Source organism: Brevibacillus sp. NL20B1 (genome assembly GCF_018195675.1).
Lineage (GTDB): Bacteria > Bacillota > Bacilli > Brevibacillales > Brevibacillaceae > Brevibacillus > Brevibacillus aydinogluensis.
This window is the reverse complement of the sequence record NZ_JAGTPT010000020.1, coordinates 55,167-78,967: the sequence shown is the minus strand read 5'-3', so window position 1 is coordinate 78,967 and position 23,801 is coordinate 55,167. Positions and strand designations below refer to the sequence as shown.

The window sequence follows — 23,801 nt, the reverse complement described above, 5'->3', positions numbered from 1 at the left end:
CCTCGAGCTAAGTATGTAACAATCAAACATAATGATAAGGATCCAAATGGAAATAACCTCATTACGCGATATCTTCATCTAAACGACTACTATGTTGGCAAATATGATTATGTAAGTAGGGGAGAAGAAATTGCTGAATCAGGTAATACAGGGGCACCAGGAGAGGAGGATGGAAGAGGTTATCACTTGCACTTTGATGTAAACAATGGGAATGATACAACCCCAGATTACTCAGATACAATAAATCCAAAATATTTCTGGCCAAATCAATTTAGATCATTAATGGCCGATGAAAGCGAACATAGCGATCACATCGAAATTGATTTTAAGTATGATAACCCTGAATATTTTATTGATCAAATTTTGATAGACTACGTTGGGGAAGATAAGTTTAACCAGTGGATGGACGAGAATAATCCAGAAGATAGGACATTGACTAACTTTAAGAAGCACTTTAATGTAACGGACAAAGATATTGAAAAACTAAACAAAGAAGCAAAAGAGAAAGCAGAGAAGAAGAACAAAATGAAAAAATCGAATAACAAGTGATATATAATCCAAGCAGCGTACTATCTGGCTCAGCGTGTAGACTAAGTACCCAAAGTACAAGATCTACACGCTTTTCTGTAAAAATTACGATTTTATTCGATTTTTCAATTTAGTGAAGAGATAGAGGCTGCGTTGGCCCGGTGCCAACAACTGTCTGTGGAGAAACGAGGAGAAAAGAGCTTCGCGCTGCTACGGGCCGCTTCTTTTACTGCGCATATATGCGCAAATACGTCAAAACTCCCTCTCTGCGCTTGCAGAAGAGGGAGTTTTTAGGCGGTCTGAGGAACCCTCCCCATCCGGAGAGTCCCATGTGCGTTTTCTATTCGTGCACCATTTCGAGGATTTTGCCCAGTTCCTCCATGGCCGCCTGTGCCTGTTCGCCGCTTACTTCCAGCGTGATTTCGTCGCCTTTGGCCAAGCCCAGGGTCATCACGCCCATAATGCTTTTGCCGTTCACTTTTTTCGTGCCTTTGATGAGGTTGATCTCGCAGTTAAACGACGTCGCCTTTTGCACAAACAGCGAAGCGGGACGTGCGTGCATCCCTGTCGGGTTTTGAATGACGAATGTTTTGGTCAGCATGTTTCATCCACTCCTTGTTTTTTCTGTGTTTACTCTGTTCCTTCTTTTGCTGCTCGCTTGAGCAGATTGATCATCAGTGCCGTCACGACCGTACCGGCCAGAATCGAAACCAGGTACAGGACAGCGTTGCCCACGACCGGCAGAACAAACACCCCTCCGTGCGGCGCAGGCAGCGTACAACCAAAGAGCATCGACAGACCGCCCGCAACTGCGGAGCCCACCATGATCGAAGGAATGACGCGCGTCGGATCAGCCGCGGCAAACGGAATGGCCCCTTCGGTAATAAATGACGCACCCAGCACCCAGGCGGTTTTGCCTGCCTGCCGTTCCTCATCCGTAAACTTCTTCTTGAACAGCAGCGTTGCCAGCGCCAGGCCCAACGGCGGGGTCATCCCTGCCGCCATGATCGCCGCGTGAGGAGCGTAGTTTCCTTCGGCAATCATCGCGATCCCGAACGTAAAGGCCGCTTTGTTCACCGGACCGCCCATATCGAACGCCATCATGGCCCCAAGCACCATGCCCAGGAGTACGGCGTTGCCCTGGTTCATGTTTTTCAGCCAGTCACCCAGCGCCGCGTTGGCGGCCGCTACCGGCTCTGACACCACGTACATCATAACAAATCCGGTAATCAAAATCCCGAACAGCGGGTAGAGCAGCATCGGCTTGATGCCTTCCAGGGACTGCGGCAGTCCGGCAAACAGCTTTTTCAATCCGGCTACCGTGTAGCCAGCCAGAAACCCGGCAATGAGCCCGCCCAGGAATCCGGCGCCGGACGAAGCCGCCAGCATCCCGCCGACCATGCCGGGCGCAAAAGCCGGGCGGTCGGCAATGCTCTTGGCAATAAACCCGGCCAGCACGGGGATCATCAGGCCAAAGGCTGTGCCGCCGCCGATATCCATCAGCGCCTTGGCCAGCGGGTGGAAAGACGGGTCGTTTGGATCGGACGCCTTAATCCCGAACATGAAGCTAAGCGCGATGATAATGCCACCGCCCACGACAAACGGCAGCATGTTGGATACCCCGTTCATCAGATGCTTGTACACAGCGGGCTGCTTCTGTTTGTTTTCGGCCTTCGCCTGCTCAATCTTTTCCTTGTAACCGACCTTCGCTTCGCCGCTGTAAACGTACCCGTCCCGGTTCACCGCGCGTTTCAACAGCGTTTCCGCATTGCGAATGCCTTCCGCCACCGGCACCTCGATCACCACTTTGCCGGCAAAGCGCTCCATGTCCACCTGTTTGTCAGCGGCCACAATGACGGCTGCCGCTTCGGCGATGTCTTCCTCCGTCAGCCTGTTTTTCACGCCGCCGGAGCCGTTTGTCTCCACCTTGAGGGAAATGCCCAGCTCGTCGGCTTTCTTCTTCAACGCATCGGCGGCCATGTAGGTGTGGGCGATTCCGGTTGGGCACGCGGTTACGGCGACAATTTTCACTCCGCCGCCGGATTGTGCGTCGGAAACGCTTTCACTTTCACCGTGAATGTCCTGCTCTTTCCGGCAGATGATGTCCACGACCTGCTGTTTGGTTTCCGCCTGCATCAACTGCTGCCGGAACGATTCGTCCATCAGCATCTGGGAGAGCAGCGCCAGCGTCTCCAAATGCGCCTGGTTGGCATCCTCCGTCGCCGCGATCATGAAGAACAGATGCGCTTTTTGCTTGTCGAGCGAGTCAAAATCGATCCCTTCTTTGGACAATCCAAAAGCGATGCTGGGCGTTTTGACCGCTGCCGTTTTGGCGTGCGGGATGGCGATCCCGTCCCCGATCCCGGTCGAACCCAGTGCCTCGCGGGCCAGAATCGCCTGTTTCATCTCTTCCCGACTGTGCAGACGACCGGCTTCATCCAGCGTGGCGATCAGTTCGTCCAGCACTTCCTCTTTTGTCTTCGCTGCCAGGTGAAGCACAATCGTGTCGGCCTTCAGCAAATCGGCAATGCGAATGTGATGCTGCATGGTATTGCCCCCCTTTTTTTATTGCCCTGTGTTTATTCCACTGTGATCACGCTGATCTCGGGTAAATACGTGCGGATTGTTTCATGCGTACAAAACCCTTCCGACAGTGCGGTCGTGGTCCCCGCCGCAACAGCGAAGCGAAACGCCTCTTCCGCACGCCACCCTTTTGTATGCGCATACAGGAAACCGGCAACCATGGAGTCTCCCGCCCCGATCGAATTGACCGGTTTTCGCTTGGGAATCCGCGCGGCGAATGCCACTTCACGGTTGACGAATACGGCACCCTGCTCGGCCATGGAGACAATCACGTTTTGCGCACCCAGTTCCAGCGCCTTTCGCCCATAGGCGATCACCTCGTCGTGCGTGGTGATCTCCACCCCGAACAGTTCCCCCAACTCGTGATGGTTGGGCTTGATCAAAAACGGTTGTTCCGACAATCCGCTTTTCAGCGCTTCTCCCTTCGCGTCCAAAAACACGCGGACACCTTTGCCCTGAAGCCGTTTCATGATCGTCGGATAGATGTCGAGCGGCAAGCTCTTCGGCACGCTTCCCGCCAGCACCAGGTAGTCATCCGGCCCCAACCGGTCGATCTGCGCAAACAGCTGTTTAAGCGCTTCCGCCGGGATTTCCGGGGAGACGCCGCTGATGTCAGTCTCGGTGTCGGCCTTGATCTTGATATTGATTCGAGAATCCTGCTCGATGGAAAGAAACTGATGCGCAATGCCGGCCCGCTCGACTTGCTGCCGGATAAACGCGCCCGTAAATCCGCCGACAAATCCCAGGGCCGTGCTGTCCACTCCCAACAGCCGCAGGACTTTGGAGACGTTGATGCCTTTTCCCCCCGCATCCTTCCACTCTTTGTGCGCTTCGTGTATGGTCCCCTTGTCCAGGGCAGGAACCCATACATGGTAGTCAATAGAAGGATTCAAGGTTACTGTGTAAATCATGCTTTCACCACTTTGAGATTTGTTAATCGACTGTACGCCTGCTGCTCTTCTTGCGACAAGCCGTCGTCGGTAATCACCGTCACCTCGCGCAAGTCGGCCACTTTGGCAAACGTGACGCGGGAGAACTTGTCGGAGTCGCACAGCACGAACCGCTCGTCGGAAAATTGCAGGGCCAACTGCTTCACGTACGCTTCGTCAGGGTCCGGCGTGGTCAAGCCGTGGTGCTTGTCGACCCCGTTCATGCCCAGGAAGCATTTGTCGAAGCGGTACTGGCTGATGGTTTTGAGGGCATCGCGTCCCACCAGCGACAATGTTGCCGCTTTCAATTCACCGCCAATTAAAATTGTCTTGATGTTCCGCTTGCTGAGCTGCAGGGCCATGTCGGGACTATTGGTCACCACGACGATGTTGTCGTAGGGAAGGAACGGCAGCATCTGGTACGTGGTCGTGCCGGCATCGATGAAAATCGAGTCCCGTTCCTGCACCAGACTGGCAGCATACCGGGCGATTGCCGTTTTCTCCTTCTCGCGTTTGACCGCTTTTTCCAAAACCGTAGGCTCTTCAATCTTGTTCTGCAAGGAAGACGCCCCGCCGTGAACGCGCTTGAGCAGCCGCTGTTCTTCCAATTCGCTCAGGTCGCGCCGGATGGTCGACTCGGATGCCCCTGTCGCTTCCACCAGCTCGTGGATGCGGACAACATCCTTTTCTTTGAGCAGGGACAAGATGATGTGATGACGTTCAGGCGTTAGCAATTGCACCCTCCTTTCCGGAACGGGAAAAATACATGTTGAATCGTACCGTCATTATACCCCACTTTTCCGTCATAAACAACCACAAACGATCATTAACAATCATTTTTCGTTCAAAAACGATCAATCGAAACATTGAGCGGCTGCCCAAAATGAAAGGAGCAGCCCCCCACAGGGCTGCTCCCGTCAAAAGCGCAAACTGTATCAACAGCCGGGCCCGATGTTATTTCGGCATCGGACCGGTGTAATTCGACTGCGGACGAATGATTCGATTGTTTTTGGCCTGCTCCAGAATGTGAGCGCTCCAGCCGACGACACGGCTGACGGCAAAGGTCGGCGTGAACAGGGTATCGTCCAGGCCCACTGCCCGCATGACTGCAGCGGCGAAAAACTCCACGTTGGTGTTCAGCTTGCGGCCCGGCTTGTATTCCTCCAGCAGCTTCAACCCTACCTGTTCCACGTGCGTCGCCAGGTCAAACCACGGGTCGTCGCCAGAGAGCTGCGACGCCACGACGCGCAGCGCGGTCGCGCGCGGATCGACGGTCTTGTACACGCGGTGGCCGAAGCCCATCAGGCGTTCTCCCTTTTCCAGCTTGGCGCGCATCCACGGTTCGGCGTTTTCCTTGGTGCCGATCGCTTCGATCATCTCGGTCACTTCGGACGGTGCGCCGCCGTGCAGCGGTCCTTTCAGCGCGCCGATGGCGGCCGTGATCGACGAAATCAGGTCGGACTGGGTGGAGCTGACAACGCGTCCCGAGAACGTGGAGGCGTTCATGCCGTGCTCCTGCGTCAGAATCAGGTAGGCGTCCAGTGCTCGCACATGAGCCGGGTTGGGCTCCTGTCCTTTCAGCATGTACAGGTAGTTGGCCGTGTGATCCAGAGCGGGATTGGGTTCCAGCGGCTCGCGGCCGTTGAGGCGGGCGTAGCGGTACGCCACGATTGTCGGCATCTTCGCCGTCAGGGAAATGACCTGGTCCAGCGTCGGCGGCCAGCTGTAATCGGCGCTGCCCAGTGCGGATACGCCGGTGCGCAGCACGCTCATCATGTCCACCTCGGCCGGGATCAGGTCGAGAATGCGCTTGACGTGGTCCGGCAGTTCCCGGTTTTCCTTCAGTTTGCCCTTCAGCTCGGCCAACTCCTGTTCGTTGGGCAGATGGCCGTACCACAGCAGATGGGCCACTTCCTCAAACGTATGGTTGATCGCCAGGTCGCGCGCCCAATGGCCGCGGTAGACGAGCAGGCCATTAAGGCCGTCCACCAGGCTGAGGTCGGTTTCAGCGACCGCAATGCCTTCCAACCCAATGGCTAATGTATGCTGTTGACTCATCCACACCACTCCTTCTTCTCCAGTCTGTTCGTGTCCATTCTCTTTGTAATCAGTATATCGATACAAAAACGATAAGGGAAATAGAATAATCCAGGTATATCAATTAAAAACCGTAATCAATTTCACTCCCCGGCAGGTCGTTGATTTGTCCCTTCACGCCCGGCCCGCCCCGTGCACCTCTGGCAGCGGCGGATACAAGGCGGCCAGGATGTCGACAAAGCGCTGGACCGGTTCGCTTCCTTTTCTCTTCGGCAGCACCAGGTAGGTCGCCACCTTCGGAATGGTCAGGCCTGGCGTGGGCAGTTCCATAAAACGGTTTTCAAACAACTCCCTGCTGATGGCCGAGCGGGGCAGAAAAGAGACGCCCAACCCTTCCTCAATAAACGCCTTGGTAATGTCCACCTGGGAAACAGCCATCGTCCTCAGCGACAGTCCGCGCTGCCTCAGCAACAGCAGCAGATCGTCCCAGTAGCCGGGGTGATTGTGCGTCAGCAGCCGTTTGGTTTGCAGTTCCTGCTCCCAGTCGGGCAGCGGGGCCTCCATATCTCCGCCGCTGTGGGGAACGGCAAACACGACCGGATCTTCGTACAGCCTGTATGTATGCAGCGTAAGTTCGCCCGGGACCATTCGCGTCAGCCCGAGATCGGCCTGCCCGCTCTGCACCATGGGACCGATCTCCACGGAGTCAGCGATTTTGATGGAGAGGTCCACGTCCGGATACAGCTTGGTATAGCGGTGAATCAAATGGGACAACCGCGTGCGGGCAATAATCGGAGAAACCGCAATCTGCAGCTTCTCCCGGTACCCCTGCCGCCACGCCAGAAGGTCCTCCAGGCCGTGGTGCCATTGTTCCAGAAGCGCTTTGGCATGCGGCAGAAACCGCTTCCCGGCCGGTGTCAGCCGGACGCGTTTGCCCACCCGCTCAAACAGATTGATTCCCAATTCCCGCTCCAACGTCCGGATGTGCTGACTGACTGTCGGCTGGGCGATATACAACGCTTCAGCCGCCTGGTGAAAATTCTCCGTGGCAGCCGCCATGACAAATGTTTGCAGCACCCGAATATCCACGGCGCTCCCTCCTTCATGATAACCATGCGTTATATCATTCTGCCCAATCGGCAGTACGTCCTGTTTTCCCGCTGCAGGTACGCCAGCTGCCCAATCCGAAACATGGTTGTTCCTCCTCATATTCCCTGTATGATTTTCCTTTTATTAATAAATTTTTTCAAAAATATGGGCATCATTTCCACTTGCTTGTGGTACAATACGGTGTCGGGGGAAAAATCCTATCCACAGCGCCCCATATAGTGAAGAGAAACCATACAAGGAGGAACATTATGGAAACCACTACAAACGTGATTCCGCCGCGCAAACGCTTCAAGAAGACTCTGCTCGTGATCGGGGCGGCCGGGATCGCGGTGCTGGGCGGACTGGGCACAGCGTACGCCAAGCTGGATTTGTTCAAAAGCGCCAAAACGGTCTATCTGGAGGCGGAGGCAAACAACTTTGCCCAGTTGTCCGACGATATTTCCCAATCTTTTAACGAATACGAAGAGTACATCAAGCCGTACCTGGAAAAACCGGTTCACTCCACGACCGAACTGAGTCAAATCACCGTCGACGGCACTCCTCCCAACCCGCAGGCCGAAAAAATCCTGGACCTCTTGAAAAGCGCCAAACTGGTAATCCAGTCCAACGTGGACGAGTCCAAGCGGCAGCAGTCCGGCGGTGTGGAGGTGCATCTGAAAGACCGCAAGCTCCTTACGCTGGACTATTTCATCGATGACACCAAAATAGGCTTCCGGCTCCCGGACTTTTACCCCAAATACGGTTACGTGGACCTGAAAGACCGCGACACGATCAAGGAGCGATTTGGCGAAGAGCTGCCCAAGCGCCTGATCACGCCCCGCGACCTGTACGAGGCAGTGAAAGTCCCCCGCGATGAAGTGGCCGACGTGATCAAGCCGTATGCGCTCCTGTACGCGGAAAGCCTGAAAGACAGCCAGGTGACGATGAACAAGAACGCCTCCTTCTCCGAGGAAGGCTACCAGACGAGCGTCCGCGAGGTGACTGTCACCTTCACCGACGAGGAAGCAAAAGCACTTATGACGAAAATAGCGGAAAAGGCCAAATCCGACGACAAGCTGTTCGACCTGGTCTATGGCCGCTACCACAACGTCGCCTCGCTGCTGAAAGACAGCGGGTATCAGGACGTGAAGGAACTGTCCAAAGAGGAGTTCAAGAAAGAATACGTCAAGGTGTTTGACGACATGTTGGCCGATTTGAAAAGGACCACTGGCACGAACGACCAGCTCAAAATGGTGATGCTCATCAACAGCGACGATGAAATCCTCTCCCGCAAGCTGATGATCACCAGCGAGCAGGGCAAGGAAGAGCAAAACCTCTGGCAAAGCGTCGCCTTTGCTAACGGAGCCGACAAGTACCGCCGCTACTCCCTGTATGTAGACGACCACGGCGAAAAAGGCGAGATGACGTTCCGCTACAAAGGCACCACGCACAGCGACAAAACGACCGGCACCATCGGCGTCCTGGTAAACGTCGAACGGGAAGCGAAACTGGATCTGTCCACCACGTTCGAAATCAGCAAGCAGGACAAAAAAGAGACGGGCACCTACGACTTCACGCTGAACCTGAAGAGCGAGGATCATCCGGAAGACATTGCCCTCTCCGGCCGCTTCTCGACGACAAAAACCGACAGCGGACGCGATTCCGAAGGCACGATCAAGCTGAATTTCGACAAGGCAGCGCCCGACATGCCGAAGGGCATCAGCCTGAACGTAAAAGTGAAGGAAGCGTTTGGCAAACCGCTCAACATTCCGGCCATGACCCCGGAAAATGCCGTCAACATCGCAACAGTGACCGACGAAGAAATCATGTCCATCCAGCAGGAAGCGGGCACGGCCGCGCAATCCCTCATGATGAAGCACCAGGATTTGTTCCAGGAATTGATGCCGGCCATGCTGATGCCATGACGCTTGGATGCGAGTCCCCCTTTCCCCGCGGAAGGGGGATGTTTTTTTGTCTCTGTCCCCCTGTAAAAACAGGGAAATTTTTATCGAAATATGGCGAAAAAAAAGAATTTTTTTAACAAGGAAATCTCTTCCACAATACCGAAAACCAATAGCGACTTTATGAATTTTTATTTTTTGGTAGGAGGAGAAAGTGTGAAAAAAACGAGCAAAACCGTTGCCTCGCTCTCTCTCGCAGCTGTCCTGCTGCTCACGTCCCTGCCGTACAACGTGTACGCCTCAGAGAAGCTGAGCAGACAGGAACTGTCCAAGCTGAACAGCATCACCAACGCAGTCGTCACTGAAGGGACCCGGACAGCCAAAATCTCTCCCCGTCTCAACACGAAATCCGACAAAAAGGTGAGCGTCATCGTCCAGTTCAAATCGGAACCGGCGGCCGTATCGCAGGAATACCGCCGCGGCTCCCGCTCGACCAGTTCACAGGAGAGCCGGGTCGCACGGGAACACTCTTCTTTCCTGAAAGAAGCGCGGAAAAAGAACATCGACCTTGACGTAGAGCGCCAGTTTTCCCTCGTATTCAACGGCATGGAGCTGACCCTGCCGGCCAACGAGATTCCCAAACTGGCAGAACTGCCCCAGGTTCAGGCTGTCTATGAAAACACCACCTACTCCGTCCCCGATGTGGAAACGGCCGATAGCGGTTCGTACAAATACGACATCGCTCCGCTGAAGCAGATCGGTGTCCTCGACATGTGGAAAGAGGGGCTGGACGGCAGAGGATTGAAGGTCGGGGTGATCGACACCGGTGTCGACTACCTGCATCCAGACCTGAAGGATGCCTACAAAGGCGGCTACGATTCGTTTGACAACGACAAGGACCCCTACGAGGAAGCGCCCATCTCCCCCGATGACGACCGCAGGGGAACGGGGTACGAAGGCTCATCCCACGGCACGCACGTCGCCGGCACCATCGTCGGCCGGGCAAAAAACAAGGATTCCGACGTACAGGTAAAAGGGGTTGCCTACGCAGCCGACCTCTACGTGTACCGCGTATTGGGCCGTGACGGCGGCAGTTCCGCGCAGGTAATCGACGGCATCGAAAAAGCAGTGAGAGACGGCATGGACGTCATCAACCTGTCGCTCGGTGCCGCCATGGAAAAGAACGCCGACTCCCCCGATTCGATCGCGGTGAACAACGCCATGCGGGCAGGCGTGATCACCGTCATCGCCAACGGCAACTCGGCACAAGACGAGCCGGGCCGCTACTACTATACGGCTGGTTCGCCGGCCGGAGCCAAACTGCCCATCACGGTAGGCGCAGTGACACCGCCAAGCGTGCTGTACGACGCCTCTGCCACGTCGTCTTTTGGCGACACCTACAACTTCCACGTGATGGCATGGCAGATTAATCAAAACAACTTCCGTGATCTGATCGGCACCGATCCGCTGCCGGTCGTGTACGCCAACCTGGGTTCCGCTCAGGACTTTGCCAATGTAGACGTAAAGGGCAAGGTAGCGCTTGTCTCCCGCGGCACGCTTGCATTTACGGACAAGATTCTCAACGCCAAGAAAGCCGGCGCAGCCGCCATCGTCATCTTCAACGGCAACGACAAGGACGGCGACGGACTGGCCGACCTGGATCTCCCGCCACAGGAACGCGGGGATTACATCGACACCATCCTGGGCGATCAAATGGAGGGGATTCCCACCTTTGACATGAGAGGGGTGGAAGGCCGAGCGCTGGCCAAGGAACTGCTGAGCGATCCGGAAAAGGCCCAGACCCTGACGTTTACCTTCTCCGGCGACTACCCGACCACCAACGATCCCGGCGACAAGGTGGCCGGATTCAGTTCGCGCGGTCCGGTCATGGGCGACAACTACGCCATCAAGCCGGACGTCACCGCTCCTGGCGTCTCCATCCTCTCCAGCGTACCCGCCTGGGGCAAGCTGATTGAAGGCGCCCAGTACGACAAGGCGTACGCCCGCTTCAACGGCACCAGCATGGCGACGCCGCACGTGGCCGGCCTGGCGCTGCTGTTGAAGCAGGCCCATCCGGAGTGGACCCCGTTTGAGGTCAAAGCAGCGCTCGCCAATACGGCGGAACGCCTCTACGACGAGGAGGGCACCCTGTATGATGTTTACTCCCAGGGAGCCGGGCGCGTTAACGGTCTGGCCGCAATGAAGACCCCGGCCGTGCTGCAAGTATTGGAGCCGGTGACCATCCTCAACGAAGACTATGAGCCGGAGACGATCAACAATTACACCGCCAATACCAGCTTTGGCCTGATGAAACCGGGCAGCGCACCGGTCACCAAGACCCTGCAGCTGAAAAACACGTCAAGAGTGGACGTCACCTACGATGCCGAAGTGATCATGCACACCGCCGTTACCACCGACCCGTGGCATCCGAAAGAAACACCTGACGTCCGCGACATCAAGGTGAAGCTGTCCAGCGATACGATTTCCGCCAAAGCGAAGAAACGGACCAAGTTTACGCTCAGCCTCGCACCCGACAAAGACGCCGAGGAAGGCGTGTACGAAGGGGAAGTGGTGCTGAGGAGCAGGGACGAGAGGTACCCGGACCTGCATGTGCCGTTCGTCGTCCACGTCGGCGAAAAACCGGAGGACACCCACTTCGGTCTGGCCGACATGAAACTCTCCAGCTCCACCCTCTCTCCCGACGGGGATGGCAAGGATGACACCATTACCGTAGAGGCAGAGCTCCAGGCGACCGGAGTCAACCTGATCGAACTGGAGGCGTGGAGCCTGGACGACACGTACATCGGTACGATGGCTGTCCGCTTCAACGACTTCGAACCATTTGAACCGGGGCCGTTTACCATCTCCAACATTGACGGCACGTACGTCACCGGTTCGCTGGTGCCGAGGATGCTGCCGCCTGGCAAGTACAAGCTGCGCCTCGTCGCCTACGTCATCGATCCGGAAACCGGACAAGTGCTGGACATCTATGAGCTGTGGAAAGCCCTGCGGGTAAAAGAGCCGGTGTTCGACGAGTCAGCCGCGTCAGAGGCTCGCAGCAGCCTGAAAGAGACCGCAGCTGCGTTCCAGGCGGACATCGTCAACACGGAGACGATCGGGGAAGCAGTCCTGGCGCTGCCGACTGAATCCGAGGACGTCACCTACGCAGTCACCAAAAGCTCCAAGCCAGAGCTGATTGATAACGATGGCATTCTCGTGGCCCTTCCGGAAACGGAAAGCGAAACGGTCACGCTCTACGTCACCATTTCCTCCAAAGAAAATCCGGACGAGCAGGAAACGGTGAAGGTCAAAGTTACATTGAAGGGGCAGGAGTAATCCCCTGCCTTCCACGTCCATAAGCAAACAGGGACAGCCCTTTCTCCCACGGGAGGAAGAGGCGGTCCCTGTTTTCATTTTCACATGCCGCGCATGATTGTATTCCCATGACAGGGCAAACCCGGTACAATAGGAACGTATGTTTCGCTGAATCCATCAACAGGGAGAGGTCGTTCATGTTTCTGCTGCCGCAAGACACTACATCCATGATCCTGCTGTTGATCGCACTCGGCTTGATCGTCTTCTCCGTCCGCGCCATGCTGCGCTCCATGTACAAAAAGGCGAAACGGGCGCTCTCAAAACGGTATTTCGCCGGCCTGATCAGCGGAAAAGCGCTGCTGATCGGGACGCTCTTGCTCGGGGGCGGAGATGACGTGCAGACCCTGCTGCGTCACACCCCGTCTCCCTTCCAGCAATTCATGCTCGCTTCCGATTTTGTTCTGGACGTAAAGGATAACCGCATTCTCTTTTCCAAAGAAAAGGCGATCTCGGGATATGTTCAGTTTGAAGAGCAGCGCGCCACCGTGTTTTTGACCGCCGAGATCAGCTATCCCCAAAGCGTGCAGACCGTCTGCGAGGCCGTGAATGCATTCGCCCCGTCCGCCCAAGCGGTCTCGGCCATCCAGGAGCTGATCGGGCAAAAGGTAAACCGCCGGATTCCCCTCCCGAACGGATACGTGGAAGTGAACGGAAGCAACGTGAAAGTGCAGCTGGATCGTCCTCTCGCGACACCCCTCTGATCCGGGCCGCAGTGCTCCCATTCCCTCCAGCGTTCCGCCCAACACCAGCAGGTTTATTCCGGTTCCCCCTCCGTTACAGCCGTTCGATGACCTTGTCGATCAGGCCGTACGCCTTGGCCTCTTCGGCAGACAGGAAAAAGTCGCGGTCTGCGTCGCGCTCGATCTTTTCCAGCGGCTGTCCGGTGCGTTCGGAAATGATGCGGTACAGCATGCGGCGCTGCTGCAAAATGCGCTCCGCCTGGATCTTGATGTCGCTCGCCTGCCCCTGGCTGCCGCCCCACGGCTGGTGAATCATCATCTCCGCGTTGGGCAGGGCGTAGCGTTTGCCCGGGGCACCGGCCACCAGCAGCAGAGCGCCCATGGACGCGGCCAGACCGACGCAGATGGTGGAAACGTCCGGCTTGATGAACTGCATCGTGTCGAAGATGGCCATCCCGGCCGTGACCGAACCGCCCGGAGAGTTGATGTAGAGGTGGATGTCCTTGTCCGGGTCCTCTGCTGCGAGAAACAGCAACTGGGCGACGACGGTGTTCGCCACTTGATCGTCAATGGCGCTGCCGAGAAAAACAATCCGGTCTTTCAACAGGCGGGAGTAAATGTCATACGATCTCTCTCCGTAATTCGTCTGTTCCACGACAACCGGTACGAGATTCATCAGAATGCCCCCTTTACGGACTTGAATGAATGGCGATGGGCTGCGGCGACAGACGGCAGATGCACTTTCCCCAGTCGGCCCGGGCAAGCCTCCGCTATGCCGCCAAACGCATGAGCACAGCTTGCGGAGCGGCTGCTTTTTCCTCGCCAAAGCCGGATGAGACAACGGTCACGGTGGCCGGCCGTTCTTCCGGCCCCACCGTCCATCGGGTGACCGTGGCCTCCTGTGTCCTGCCTATCTCCCCGACTTTGTGCGCGGGCAGGGAAACGACACTGCCGTTCCGTTCGGCGCCCGTTTCCCACACGACGACAGATTGCGGTTTTGCCTGCGGTCTCATCATTCTTCTCCTCCTTGTGAAAGCTGCGGGTAGACGGCCAGCACCACCTTATAGCTGTCCTCCCCGTCTGCTGACTGGTACTTCTCCACCAGTCGGTTGACCAGTTCCACGTATTCACGGACAAAGGCGCTTCGCTGTTCCGGGCCGGCCAGCCGGATACTGGTGTCCAGCGTGGCGCTGGGAATCTCGTCATCCCGGTCGGACCGCTCCATCAAGAGCAGCGAGTCCCGCTTGATCCGCTCCGCCATGGTGACCAGGTGCGACAAGGAGCCTTGGTCTTTGATGCGCTGAACGGTTTCCTTCGGCCAGTTCAGCGTCTCTGACAGGACGTACGTCCGCGCGATCGCCTGGTACAGGACTTCGACCAGATTGCGGACATTCCGGGTGCCGACCCGGCGCACCAGGCCCACTTTTTCCAGCGCCTTGAGATGGTAGTTGACCCGCTGCGGGATTTCGTTGATGCCGCGGGCCACCTCGGCGGCGGAGGCAGGCTCGACAAGCCGGCTCAGGATTTCTGCGCGAAGCGGGTTGAGCAGGGCCATCGCCTGCTCCGGCGTCTCGACCACGTATGTTTCCAACACTTCCTGTTCCACATTGAACACCTCAGAAAAGGATTCATTCACGTAAAAACATTTTATTACGTAAGCGCCCCATTGTCAAATGGTGGAATTGCACCCAAACAAAAAAGCCCGTTGTCGGGCGCTGCAGCGTGCGGCATCAGCTGTATCGGAACTCGGAAGACATCGGCTGCTGAACAAAAAACCCCGGCACAGACTTATACTGTGCCGGGGAGTCCTGCCTGTTGACCCATGTTGTGCAGGCTTTTTTTCGCATCAGATCAGGCAGCTGATTTTCTTTGCTTATTGATCACCAGCCTGGACGGTCGGGAATCCGAAGCCGGAAGCAATGTCATCGCCTGTCCCCGCGCTGATGCCTCCCTTGATGTCATTTGCTTTCGCGCGTTTTTGCAGCTCCGCACGGACATCGTTATTGCTCCATGTCGGATTCGACGCCCAGATTTTGGCTGCCAATCCGGAGATATGCGGCGTTGCCATGGACGTACCGCTGATGGTGTTGTATCCGCCATTGGGCCACGTCGATTCGACCGACCGTCCCGGCGCGGATACTTCCACATCCCGCTCCTGAATCACGTAATCGCCGGCCGTTGACGGATTACCCCGGGAAGAGAAGTCAGCCACACGATACGTGCCGTTTTGCTGTACATTTTCCAGAGCGGCTACTGCTACTGCGTCCTTCAACCCTCCCGGATAGCCGATCGTATTGGCGGAAGGACCGGAATTACCGGCTGCCGCTACCACCAGCGCTCCTCGCTGCTGGGCATAGGTCACGGCATTGGCAATCAACGAATCCTTCGCGGAGGAGCCAAGCGACATGGAAATCACCACTTTTACCCCTTTGCTGACGCCTTGATCAGCGGCGTAGCGGATCGCGTAGGCGATATCATCCGCATACCCGCTGCCCCCGTCACTCAGCACTTTATACGCCCACAGCTTGGCCTCCGGAGCGACGCCGTAAATGCCGCTGCCTCCTCCTCCGTTGGCGAGGATGGTACCCGCAACGTGGGTCCCATGTCCGTTGCCATCTGCGCAACCATTCACGACAGGCGAACTCGTAGTGAAGTTGTAGCACTGCTCCACATTGGCCGACAGGTCAGGATGCGCGGTATAGGCGCCGGTATCCAGGACGGCTACGCGAATCCCTTTGCCGCCGCTGGTGGATTGGATCGACGAATTCCGATAAATTGCTTCGATCCCCCAAGGCGTTCGGTCGGAAGGAGTCGCCATTGCCTCGACGCGCCCCTCCTCCTGGAACTCGGCAATCGACAGCGTGTTGACCAGCGTAACTTTCAAGGACTTGTCCGACGTCAATTTCTTCAGTTCTTCTTCCGTCACTTCGGTGGTAAAGCCCAGGTCGTCAAAGTCGTGCCGCTCTCCAAGCTGTCTCTTCAGGCTTGCCTTCAGCGACCTCACGCTTTTATCCGGCTGAATCAGCACCCGAAGCTTGTCCGAACTTGAACTTGTGTTTGTGCTTTCATCAACAGCCCCTGCACCTCCTGAAAACGCGGACAGTACCAATGCTGCTGACAACACCATGCCTCCCAACAGCTTTTTCCTTTGCCTCCTCATACAATCGCCCTCCTAAATTTGGTTATAATTGGTATCTGTGGCTCAATTATACATAATTCCGAAATTTATATCAATTACCAATTTTAGTTATTTTTGCAATTTCTTCTAAATTTTCTCCCCCTCGAAAAACCGTCATCCAAAAACAAAAACACTCCCCTCTTCAAGGGAGTGTCAGACTGATGACAAACTGTATTTTTTTGATCGAAGTTCCGAATGTAAAACCATCTTTCATCGTTGTCAGGCCGAAAGGCCTGCAGATTAATCAAACCGAAGGTGGAGAAAAAGTACACGGCATGGAGTGATGGGCCAAGCGAGCTCCTTTGACGACCTGCACAGCGGAAAAACGCTAGACGCGGGGAATACAGGGGACACAAGTCTCACTTCGTCGAAATGCCCAGATGTTTGTCCCCTGCCCGCGTCGCGTTTTGTAGCGAACAATATCCACTACTTTGCTGGTCGTCAAGAGAGCGAGCGGGCCCGATCACCCATGCGCCACGGACTTTGTCTACACGCTGACACTCCCCTCTTTAAGGGAGTGTTTTGTCAAACCGCATCACTTCGCCGTCTTCCGGCACCAGCACCCGGCCGTCCAGCTCTCGCTCCCGCAGGTGAGCGCGCAGTTCGGAGCGGCTCAGCAGACAGTGATTCCACGCTTCCATATGGGCGACGACGATCCGAGCGGACGGGCAGGCGCCGGCCAGGCAAACGACGTCCTCAGCGGTCATCGTGATGGGACCGCCGGTTACGAATTGGGCAGCTCCGGCAAAGACCACCGCCACTTCCGGCCGATGGTCGGCGGCGGCCCGCTCCACCTCTTCACACCAGATCGTGTCGCCGGCCAGGTAGAGGCACGGTTCCCCCTCCGCACGCAGCACAAATCCGGAGACAGGCCCCATCTTCTCACCGATGTCCCCGGTGCCGTGCCGGCCGCCCGTCCGCCCGAGGCGGATTCCTTCCCAGACGATCTCATCCTCCACCGGCGTAACATTTAAAAATCCGCACTCCGTCAGCCGCTCCCGATCCTGCGGCTGGCAAAAAACCGGAATCTCCTTGGGCAGCAAGTCGGCAGCCGCTTGGTCAAAATGATCGCGATGGATGTGTGTCACCAGGACGGCATCAATCCAAACAATCACGCTTTCCGCCGGTACGGGCAGCTCTACAAGCGGATTGGGCCGCTGGTTGGGCGTGTTGGGAGTGGCCGCGAGTTCGCCCGCCCGGCTCAGCATCGGATCGACAAGCAGCGTCCGGTTGGCGTATGTCACGCGCAGCGTGGCGTGTCGGACAAGCTGGATTTCCATACAGGTTCGCTCCTTTGCCATTATAATGGATACAGGTGAGTCCATTATAATCGGGTTATCGTTAACGCTGTGAAAAGATTCATCCTTCTGCGCTTTCAGGTTGAAAGGAGACTGCCTCATGCTCGATCAAACCGACTTGCACATCCTCGCCCTGCTGCGCGAAAACGCCCGCTTGTCGTGGAAAGAAATCGGCGAACAGGTGCATCTGACCGGCCAAGCCGTGGGCAACCGCATTCGGCGGATGGAGGACATGGGCGTCATCCGCGGATATACGGCCGTTGTCGATCCTGCCAAACTGGGCCCCTCCCTCACCGCGATCGTCACGCTCCTGATGAAAACGACGGATCACGGACAGTTCGAACGCTTCGTCAGGGGCCGCCCCGAGATCGTTGAAGCTCATCGCGTCAGCGGGGAAGGCTGTTATTCGCTGCTCGTCCGCGTCCCCGATCAGACGGCCCTCAACGCGCTGTTGGACGACATCCTGGCGTACGGCAACTACCGGCTGAGTCTGTCGATCGGCCGGCTGAAATAGGCACGTCCCGCCCATCATCCGACCATTTCTGAACTGACCGATCATCCTTATGGCGATGGCGCCATCGATCGGGTTCGGCCTGAGCCTCTCCTCCAGCTTTGTACCGGAATTGCACTTCGAGAATTTTTTCCGGTTGCCCGCTTCCGCCCAACGGGTTTACAATGAGGGATGCCAGGAACCCAGGTTCTTGCAGACGTCAAGAAAGGGGGGAAATCGCCGATGGAAGAAGCGCTTTTGCTGCTTTCGCTGGATGATTTCTTCGCCTTGCTTGCCCTGTTTGCGGGCTGCTTCCCGTCCGTAATGTACATACGGCGGTTGCAGCGCTCGCAGAGCGTGACCATTGGCTGGCGTAAAAACGACAGCTACGAACCTTCCATTAATCTTTGCTTGGTCGAGACGTATCCGATGGCGGTAAGGCAGACGCAGCGCATCCGGCTGCATCGGCGCGTACGGTGCGAAGACGGCGACTCGGATGCATCCGCACTCCGCTTTTCGCTCTGAGCAGAAGAATCAGAATCGAAAAAGGAGCGTGACGGTGCATGATCGCCAAGTACATCGGAGAAGCTCTGTTGGTTTGCTTCAGTCTGCCGCTGTTAGCCTATCAGACCGCGGAGAGCCTCTACGCGCTGGCGGACGCGTTTGCGCAGATGTCCGAGTACCTGCCGTGGAAATGACAACCGCAGCATGTATGACAAAACCCTGGCCGAACGGCAAACGGCCAGGGTTTTTCTAACTGTCGCGACAGCCGGGCGCAGGTCTCCCGTGCGCTGGCGGCGCGTGTGATCAATGCCGGCCGGTTCCCTTGTTCCCCCTCGCCGTCAATCCGCCGGCACGCGATCTCCCCGCGACGTCGGCTGGGAGATGACGAGAAATTCCGTCTCCGCCCCGCTTTCATTTTTCATCTGGTGCGGCACGCCCGGCGGCACTTCCATGCCTTCGTGGGGATGCAGCTCCCACGAGACGCCGTCCACTTCCAGCACCGCTGTCCCGGACAGCACAAAGAAAAACTGCCGCGACCGCTCATGGTAATGACGGACTTCCGCCGTTCCCGCCGGCATCCGCTCGTGGATCACACTCAGGTCGCTCCCCTTGACCAGATGCCAGCCGTCACAGCGCTCCCCCCAGACGTAGTGCTCCGCACTCCCCTTGGATATTTTTTTCAGCGGCATACCGCCTGACTGCCCGGATTGGCGAGGGGTCGACTTCGCACGGGGCTGGGGTTGAAACCCTTTGAACCGCGTGCCCTGATACGTGAGAATGCCTTCTTCGTTATCGGCTATCAGCCCGTACTCCGGCCCGTTTACACGAAACTCCAGCCGTTCCCCGCTGTCCAGCTCAAACGCCACGTAATACGACGTATGAACGCTTGAATCGCCGGCCCCTCCCCAGGTTTTTGTCCGCTTCCCCAACACCCTGGCAGGAACGCTGCGGACCGGCGCGGTGTTGTTGGACATCCACGTGACCACGCCTCTGACCAGAGCCGTCCCGATCAGCACGATGATTACCCCAAAGATCAAACCGGGCGCCAGCGTAAACCACAAGGGTTCTCCCGGCATGGAAAAACTCGCATCGAAAAACACGCTCCACCCTCCTGTCCATCACGCTACCCTGTTATACGCCAGGAGGAAAAAAATGTTTCGATCTTTCCCGCGATTCAGAAGGGAATCCGCCTGTTCTCCATGCAGTCATACCCGTTTCGGACGGCCCACTCAATGACCCCGTCCCAGAAGCTTTCGCAGGTGCTCAGGATCGCGTCGGGCTTCGATAAATCCCCGGCCATCACCAACCGGCACAGCGCGTCGAAACCGGCAGGGCGGTCAGACATCCCCAGCGCTTCGGTCAGGACGAGCGCCCTGGTGGAAAAGCACCGGCGATGATGCAGGCCGACAAGCATGGCGCCGTACGTGGCCGTTTCGATTGCCAGCGTCGGCAAAAACGTGCAGGGCCCCTGGACCCTGACATTTCTCCACTTGCCGGCCAATTCGTACAGTTCGCCTGTGATCACGCCGCAAACCGCACGGCGAAAATCATCCCTGTCAGGCGATTCCGCCACGCTGCGCAGTTCGGCGAAAAACGCTTCCGGATCATAAAGGCTCCGCACAGCGAAATACTTTCCGTGCGTGAGCGGCCACAGGCCATCGACGGACGCCGCATCCCGCAGCATCACGTCCTCGCTCAGAAAGTTCACCTCCGCTTTCCACGCCCCGACGGCCCATTCGCAGTCATCGTCCTGACCCGAAGAGCGCAGAACGCAGAACATCTCCAGATCGGAAAACGGGCCGTCCGTTTCCCGTGCCGCTGAGCCGTAGATGCCGATCGCCTTGATGTTCTCTCCGTGGACGGACAGCGCCCGTTCGGCGATCTCGTGCGCCAGGCGCGCACGCTCTTTTCTCGTCATTGGCATTGGTCCATTCATGTGGGTTCACTCCTTTTGTTTGGTACGAAGCGTTTCGAAAAAGCCGTACACAAACAGACAGGAGGGCCGCGGCATCAACGGGGGACTGTTTTGGCGTGCATGCCACCAACCTCCCGGACTGTGTGATCATTTCCGCCATTTTCCCAAAAAGGAAAAACCATTCCGAATCCATTATCCGGAAAATCCCGGAAAAAGACAAACCTCTCAAACGCCCCCCGGTTCTTCCCCTGCGGCACAGGCTGCCCGTCCGGCTGCCGAGTCAGAACAGGCCGGAGTCATTCTTTATTGACTTTTCAGGAATTAACGGTTATGATGGATATGCGTAAACGTGAATATGCGATTTGAATGGAGGAGCCTGTCACCTGGGTTTCCTATTGCCTTTTTTACGAAAAAGGCGGGGAAATCGAGGTGGCAGGCTCTTTTTTCATTCGCATCCGTTGCAACACATCAAAGGGGGAGTGTCCATGATTGTCTTTGAACTGGCGATGATTCTGCTTGCTTCCAAGATTGCGGGGGACATTAGCGTCCGCTTGGGGCAGCCCTCCGTACTGGGCAAGCTGCTGATTGGCATCGTGCTCGGGCCTACGGTGCTCGGGGTGGTCAACGATTCGGAAATTCTCAAGGAAATCAGCCAGATTGGTGTCATTCTGCTGATGTTCATCGCGGGGCTGGAAACCGATCTCGACGAGTTCAAGCGGACGGGAAAAGCCTCCACATTCGTCGGCGTGGCCGGCATCCTGGCACCGTTGACACTGGGGTATCTGGCGGGCGCCGCCGTCGGCATGTCTCCGCTGGAAGCGGTCTTCCTCGGCCTGTTGCTTTCCGCCACCAGCGTCAGCATTTCCGTGCAGGCTCTCAAAGAGATGGGCAGGCTGCAGTCAAGAGAAGGAGCAACCATCCTGGGTGCCGCAGTCATTGACGACGTACTGGTCATCCTCGCCCTGGCGTTTGTGATGAGCTTTACCGGCGGCGATGTCAATCTCGGCATGGTGGTTGTGAAAAAAGCGGTGTTTTTTGCCGTCGCCTTGCTGCTCTCCTGGAAAGTGGTGCCTTGGGTGCTGAAGCGGTTTGCTCCGCTGCAGGTAACCGAGTCTGTCGTATCCGCCGGACTGATCATTTGCTTCACGTTCGCCTTCCTGGCCGACTATGCGGGAGTCGCCGCCATCATTGGCTCCTATATCGCCGGCGTGGCCATCAGCATGACCCCGTACAAGCAGAAGATGTGTGAAAAAGTGGAAACGCTCAGCTATTCGGTGTTTGTCCCGGTGTTCTTCACCTCCATCGGGGTCACGGCGTCATTTGCGGGCATTGGCGAACATCTCGGCCTGATTGCCGGCCTCAGCATCCTTGCAATCCTGACCAAACTGGTCGGCGGCGCGCTCGGCGCGAAGCTGTCTGGTTTTACCTGGGGCAGCTCCCTGGGCATCGGCGCGGCGATGGTGTCCCGCGGGGAAGTGGCGCTGATCATCGCCTCCATCGGACTGGAAACCGGGTTGCTGGCCGAAGACATGTTTGCCGCCGTCATCGTCGTCGTTCTCGTGACGACATTGGTGACGCCGCCGCTGATGAAGCTGTTTTTCACCCAACAAAAGCTGGCGGCGGAACGCCCCGTGTTGAGACGAGAAGCGTAATCCGCCGCCGAAAGCCGGGACAGCAGTCCCGGCCAATTTTTTTGGTCAATGACGCGATTCGTTCTACTTCGTTTCCCGATGCACCGTCCGCCGCTTCAGCCGCGGCGAATACTTCATCAGCTCCAGCCGCTCCGGGGTGTTTCGCTTGTTTTTCGTCGTGATGTAGTTGCGGTCTCCCGTCTCCGTGCACTGCAGTGTCACTGTTACGCGCATGGTTTGTTCCTCCCTCTTGTGTTTTTCGGCCTGCCTTGATCAGCCATGTCTTGCAACTCCTTACGCACCTGTAAATCGTAACGAATACGATTTATCCAGTATTCTACCCCAATGGCAAACTGTTCGTCAAAACAAAACGTAATCTTTCCGATCTAAAACGTGTGGGAATCCTTACCCGATACAATGAATAGACCCATACTCTATGTCCAGCGGAAGGAGCCCGCGGAAGATGAAATTGACTCAATCCCTCGCCGACCGGATTGTCAAACGCACAATGGAAGTGACCAACCTGAACATCAATGTCATGGATAAGGACGGCGTCATCATCAGTTCCAGCGATCCATCGCGCATCCAAACCTTTCACCAGGCAGCCCGCCAGGTGATTGCCACCGGGGAGGAAATGCTCCTCGGCGAAGAAGATTGCCAAAAATGGACGGGAACAAAGCCCGGCATCAACATGCCCATTCGCTTTCAGCAGGAGATTGTCGGCGTGATCGGCATATCCGGCGCCCCGCAGGAAGTGGTTCCGTTTGGCAAAGCGGTCAAGATGATGACGGAAATGATGCTGCAGCAGGCGTATCTGACGGAACAGATGGAAATGGCGGAGCGCTCCGTCAATTTTCTGGTGCAGGAGATGATTTCCGGGACGCTGGACCCTGCGCGCGAAGTGGTAATGTCCCGCGGTGCCCTGCTCGGTCTGGATTTGTCCCGTCCCCGCTCGGTCGTGATCATCCAGGCAACCGGCTTGAAGGACGGAGATGAATGGCATGCTGACCGCAGCTTCCCCCGCAAGGTTGCCGCCTGCTTCCGCAATTCCGATCAGGTCTGCGTCTCCGTGACAAAGCGGAACTGCTGGATCGTCGTCACTGACTTGAGCGGTCTCCGCAGCAAAGAGCAGATCAGGCAGTATTTGCACGAGGCCGCCCACAAACTGCTGGAAGCAGCCCCCGCCTCCCTGCGCAGCCGCCTGCTGATCGCAATGGGGCGCGGCTATGAGGACGTCTATGAGCTGGAACTGTCGTTCAAGGAGGCCATGCAGGCCCTGCAGGTGCTGGAACGCTTCCCCGCCAAGGGGGCAATCGGCCATATTGACGACATGACGCTGGAACTGCTGCTGCTCGAAACACCCCCCGCCACCCGGCAGGTGGTGGTCCGTGACGTTCTCAAGGATCTCGTCAAACACGACGAACTGTTGGAAACGCTGCACGCTCTGTTTTCCGCCGATCTCAACCTGACGGCAGCGGCTCAAGCGCTCAACATCCATCGCAACACGCTCCTGTACAGGTTGGACCGGATTGAGGAGATGCTGGGACGCAATCCACGCCGCTTTGCCGAAGCGGCCAAAATCAAGCTGGCGCTGGAACTGCACCGCCTCTCCCAAACTGGATAATTCTCACAGAAATCTGACAGCATTCGACACGCTTTTTTG

Annotated in this window: 23 protein-coding genes and 1 pseudogene; 9 read left to right on the top strand and 15 right to left on the bottom strand. The window is 56.8% G+C overall.

Annotation, left to right across the window (positions count from 1 at the left end):
• Positions 1-549, top strand: a 549-nt coding sequence (locus KDN35_RS14285) for a M23 family metallopeptidase (protein WP_212133048.1), incomplete at its 5' end; no start/stop codon positions are given.
• A 319-nt stretch (positions 550-868) separates the two neighbouring features.
• On the opposite strand, the gene KDN35_RS14280 is transcribed toward KDN35_RS14285, so the two are convergent.
• The 6 genes from KDN35_RS14280 to KDN35_RS14255 all read right to left on the bottom strand — a co-directional run bounded on the left by KDN35_RS14280 (position 869) and on the right by KDN35_RS14255 (position 7,166).
• Entirely contained in the window at positions 869-1,129 is a 261-nt protein-coding gene (locus tag KDN35_RS14280) for an HPr family phosphocarrier protein (RefSeq protein WP_212133047.1), read from the bottom strand.
• Positions 1,130-1,158: 29 nt separating this feature from the next.
• Positions 1,159-3,075 (bottom strand): PTS fructose transporter subunit IIABC, encoded by a 1,917-nt coding sequence (locus KDN35_RS14275; RefSeq protein ID WP_212133046.1) that lies wholly within the window; start codon positions 3,073-3,075, stop codon positions 1,159-1,161.
• A 32-nt stretch (positions 3,076-3,107) separates the two neighbouring features.
• Complete coding sequence (gene pfkB / locus KDN35_RS14270) at positions 3,108-4,022, bottom strand: 1-phosphofructokinase (RefSeq protein ID WP_212133045.1); 915 nt, start codon at positions 4,020-4,022, stop codon at positions 3,108-3,110.
• Entirely contained in the window at positions 4,019-4,774 is a 756-nt protein-coding gene (locus KDN35_RS14265; protein ID WP_171566125.1) for a DeoR/GlpR family DNA-binding transcription regulator, read from the bottom strand. Before KDN35_RS14265 ends, pfkB begins: the two co-directional genes overlap by 4 nt.
• A 220-nt stretch (positions 4,775-4,994) precedes the next feature.
• A complete protein-coding gene (locus KDN35_RS14260; RefSeq protein WP_212133044.1) occupies positions 4,995-6,098 on the bottom strand; it encodes a citrate synthase/methylcitrate synthase in 1,104 nt (367 codons plus the stop codon).
• Positions 6,099-6,251: 153 nt separating this feature from the next.
• A complete protein-coding gene (locus KDN35_RS14255) occupies positions 6,252-7,166 on the bottom strand; it encodes a LysR family transcriptional regulator (protein WP_171566122.1) in 915 nt (304 codons plus the stop codon).
• Positions 7,167-7,435: 269 nt separating this feature from the next.
• Between KDN35_RS14255 and KDN35_RS14250 the strand changes: the two genes are divergently transcribed.
• From KDN35_RS14250 to KDN35_RS14240, 3 genes are all read left to right on the top strand, one after another.
• Positions 7,436-9,091 carry a DUF6583 family protein gene (locus tag KDN35_RS14250; RefSeq protein ID WP_212133043.1) on the top strand — a complete coding sequence of 552 codons (1,656 nt, stop codon included), beginning with the start codon at positions 7,436-7,438 and terminating at the stop codon, positions 9,089-9,091.
• Positions 9,092-9,283: 192 nt separating this feature from the next.
• Positions 9,284-12,403: a S8 family serine peptidase gene (locus tag KDN35_RS20120; protein ID WP_349290986.1), complete on the top strand. Its 3,120-nt coding sequence runs from the start codon at positions 9,284-9,286 to the stop codon at positions 12,401-12,403.
• Positions 12,404-12,579: 176 nt separating this feature from the next.
• A complete protein-coding gene (locus KDN35_RS14240) occupies positions 12,580-13,143 on the top strand; it encodes a hypothetical protein (RefSeq protein WP_212133041.1) in 564 nt (187 codons plus the stop codon).
• Positions 13,144-13,216: 73 nt separating this feature from the next.
• On the opposite strand, the gene clpP is transcribed toward KDN35_RS14240, so the two are convergent.
• The 5 genes from clpP to KDN35_RS14215 form a co-directional block, all read right to left on the bottom strand.
• Positions 13,217-13,798: an ATP-dependent Clp endopeptidase proteolytic subunit ClpP gene (clpP, locus tag KDN35_RS14235; protein ID WP_212133040.1), complete on the bottom strand. Its 582-nt coding sequence runs from the start codon at positions 13,796-13,798 to the stop codon at positions 13,217-13,219.
• A 94-nt stretch (positions 13,799-13,892) separates the two neighbouring features.
• The gene (locus KDN35_RS14230) at positions 13,893-14,135 is read right to left on the bottom strand and encodes a hypothetical protein (RefSeq protein ID WP_212133039.1); all 243 of its coding nucleotides are present in this window, start codon (positions 14,133-14,135) and stop codon (positions 13,893-13,895) included.
• Positions 14,135-14,728 (bottom strand): winged helix-turn-helix domain-containing protein, encoded by a 594-nt coding sequence (locus KDN35_RS14225; protein WP_171566115.1) that lies wholly within the window; start codon positions 14,726-14,728, stop codon positions 14,135-14,137. The genes KDN35_RS14230 and KDN35_RS14225 overlap by 1 nt, the downstream gene beginning before the upstream one ends.
• Positions 14,729-14,995: 267 nt before the next feature.
• Positions 14,996-16,282 carry a S8 family peptidase gene (locus KDN35_RS14220; protein WP_171566113.1) on the bottom strand — a complete coding sequence of 429 codons (1,287 nt, stop codon included), beginning with the start codon at positions 16,280-16,282 and terminating at the stop codon, positions 14,996-14,998.
• Positions 16,283-16,809: 527 nt separating this feature from the next.
• Positions 16,810-17,580, bottom strand: a complete 771-nt coding sequence (locus KDN35_RS14215; RefSeq protein WP_212133038.1) for an MBL fold metallo-hydrolase — start codon at positions 17,578-17,580, stop codon at positions 16,810-16,812.
• Between the two features lie 118 nt (positions 17,581-17,698).
• Between KDN35_RS14215 and KDN35_RS14210 the strand changes: the two genes are divergently transcribed.
• From KDN35_RS14210 to KDN35_RS20115, 3 genes are all read left to right on the top strand, one after another.
• Positions 17,699-18,112 carry an Lrp/AsnC family transcriptional regulator gene (locus KDN35_RS14210; protein ID WP_212133037.1) on the top strand — a complete coding sequence of 138 codons (414 nt, stop codon included), beginning with the start codon at positions 17,699-17,701 and terminating at the stop codon, positions 18,110-18,112.
• A gap of 219 nt (positions 18,113-18,331) precedes the next feature.
• The gene (locus tag KDN35_RS14205; protein WP_212133036.1) at positions 18,332-18,613 is read left to right on the top strand and encodes a hypothetical protein; all 282 of its coding nucleotides are present in this window, start codon (positions 18,332-18,334) and stop codon (positions 18,611-18,613) included.
• 38 nt (positions 18,614-18,651) lie between these two features.
• The gene (locus KDN35_RS20115; protein WP_268255215.1) at positions 18,652-18,786 is read left to right on the top strand and encodes a hypothetical protein; all 135 of its coding nucleotides are present in this window, start codon (positions 18,652-18,654) and stop codon (positions 18,784-18,786) included.
• Positions 18,787-18,930: 144 nt separating this feature from the next.
• Here the strand turns inward: KDN35_RS20115 and KDN35_RS14200 are convergent, their stop codons facing one another.
• The 3 genes and pseudogenes from KDN35_RS14200 to KDN35_RS14190 form a co-directional block, all read right to left on the bottom strand.
• A complete protein-coding gene (locus KDN35_RS14200) occupies positions 18,931-19,281 on the bottom strand; it encodes a cupin domain-containing protein (protein ID WP_212133054.1) in 351 nt (116 codons plus the stop codon).
• A gap of 63 nt (positions 19,282-19,344) precedes the next feature.
• A pseudogene (locus tag KDN35_RS14195) lies at positions 19,345-19,668 on the bottom strand (DUF2500 domain-containing protein); the annotation flags it as partial.
• Positions 19,669-19,766: 98 nt separating this feature from the next.
• Positions 19,767-20,528 (bottom strand): ANT(4')-I family aminoglycoside nucleotidyltransferase, encoded by a 762-nt coding sequence (locus KDN35_RS14190; RefSeq protein WP_212133035.1) that lies wholly within the window; start codon positions 20,526-20,528, stop codon positions 19,767-19,769.
• A 464-nt stretch (positions 20,529-20,992) separates the two neighbouring features.
• On the opposite strand from KDN35_RS14190, the gene KDN35_RS14185 reads away from it, so the two are divergent.
• Entirely contained in the window at positions 20,993-22,159 is a 1,167-nt protein-coding gene (locus KDN35_RS14185; RefSeq protein WP_212133034.1) for a cation:proton antiporter, read from the top strand.
• A 63-nt stretch (positions 22,160-22,222) separates the two neighbouring features.
• On the opposite strand, the gene rpmG is transcribed toward KDN35_RS14185, so the two are convergent.
• Positions 22,223-22,372, bottom strand: coding sequence for a 50S ribosomal protein L33 (gene rpmG, locus KDN35_RS14180; protein ID WP_171566106.1), 150 nt, complete (start codon positions 22,370-22,372; stop codon positions 22,223-22,225).
• A 229-nt stretch (positions 22,373-22,601) separates the two neighbouring features.
• Between rpmG and KDN35_RS14175 the strand changes: the two genes are divergently transcribed.
• Positions 22,602-23,762 carry a CdaR family transcriptional regulator gene (locus KDN35_RS14175; protein WP_171566105.1) on the top strand — a complete coding sequence of 387 codons (1,161 nt, stop codon included), beginning with the start codon at positions 22,602-22,604 and terminating at the stop codon, positions 23,760-23,762.
• Positions 23,763-23,801: the final 39 nt, after the last annotated feature.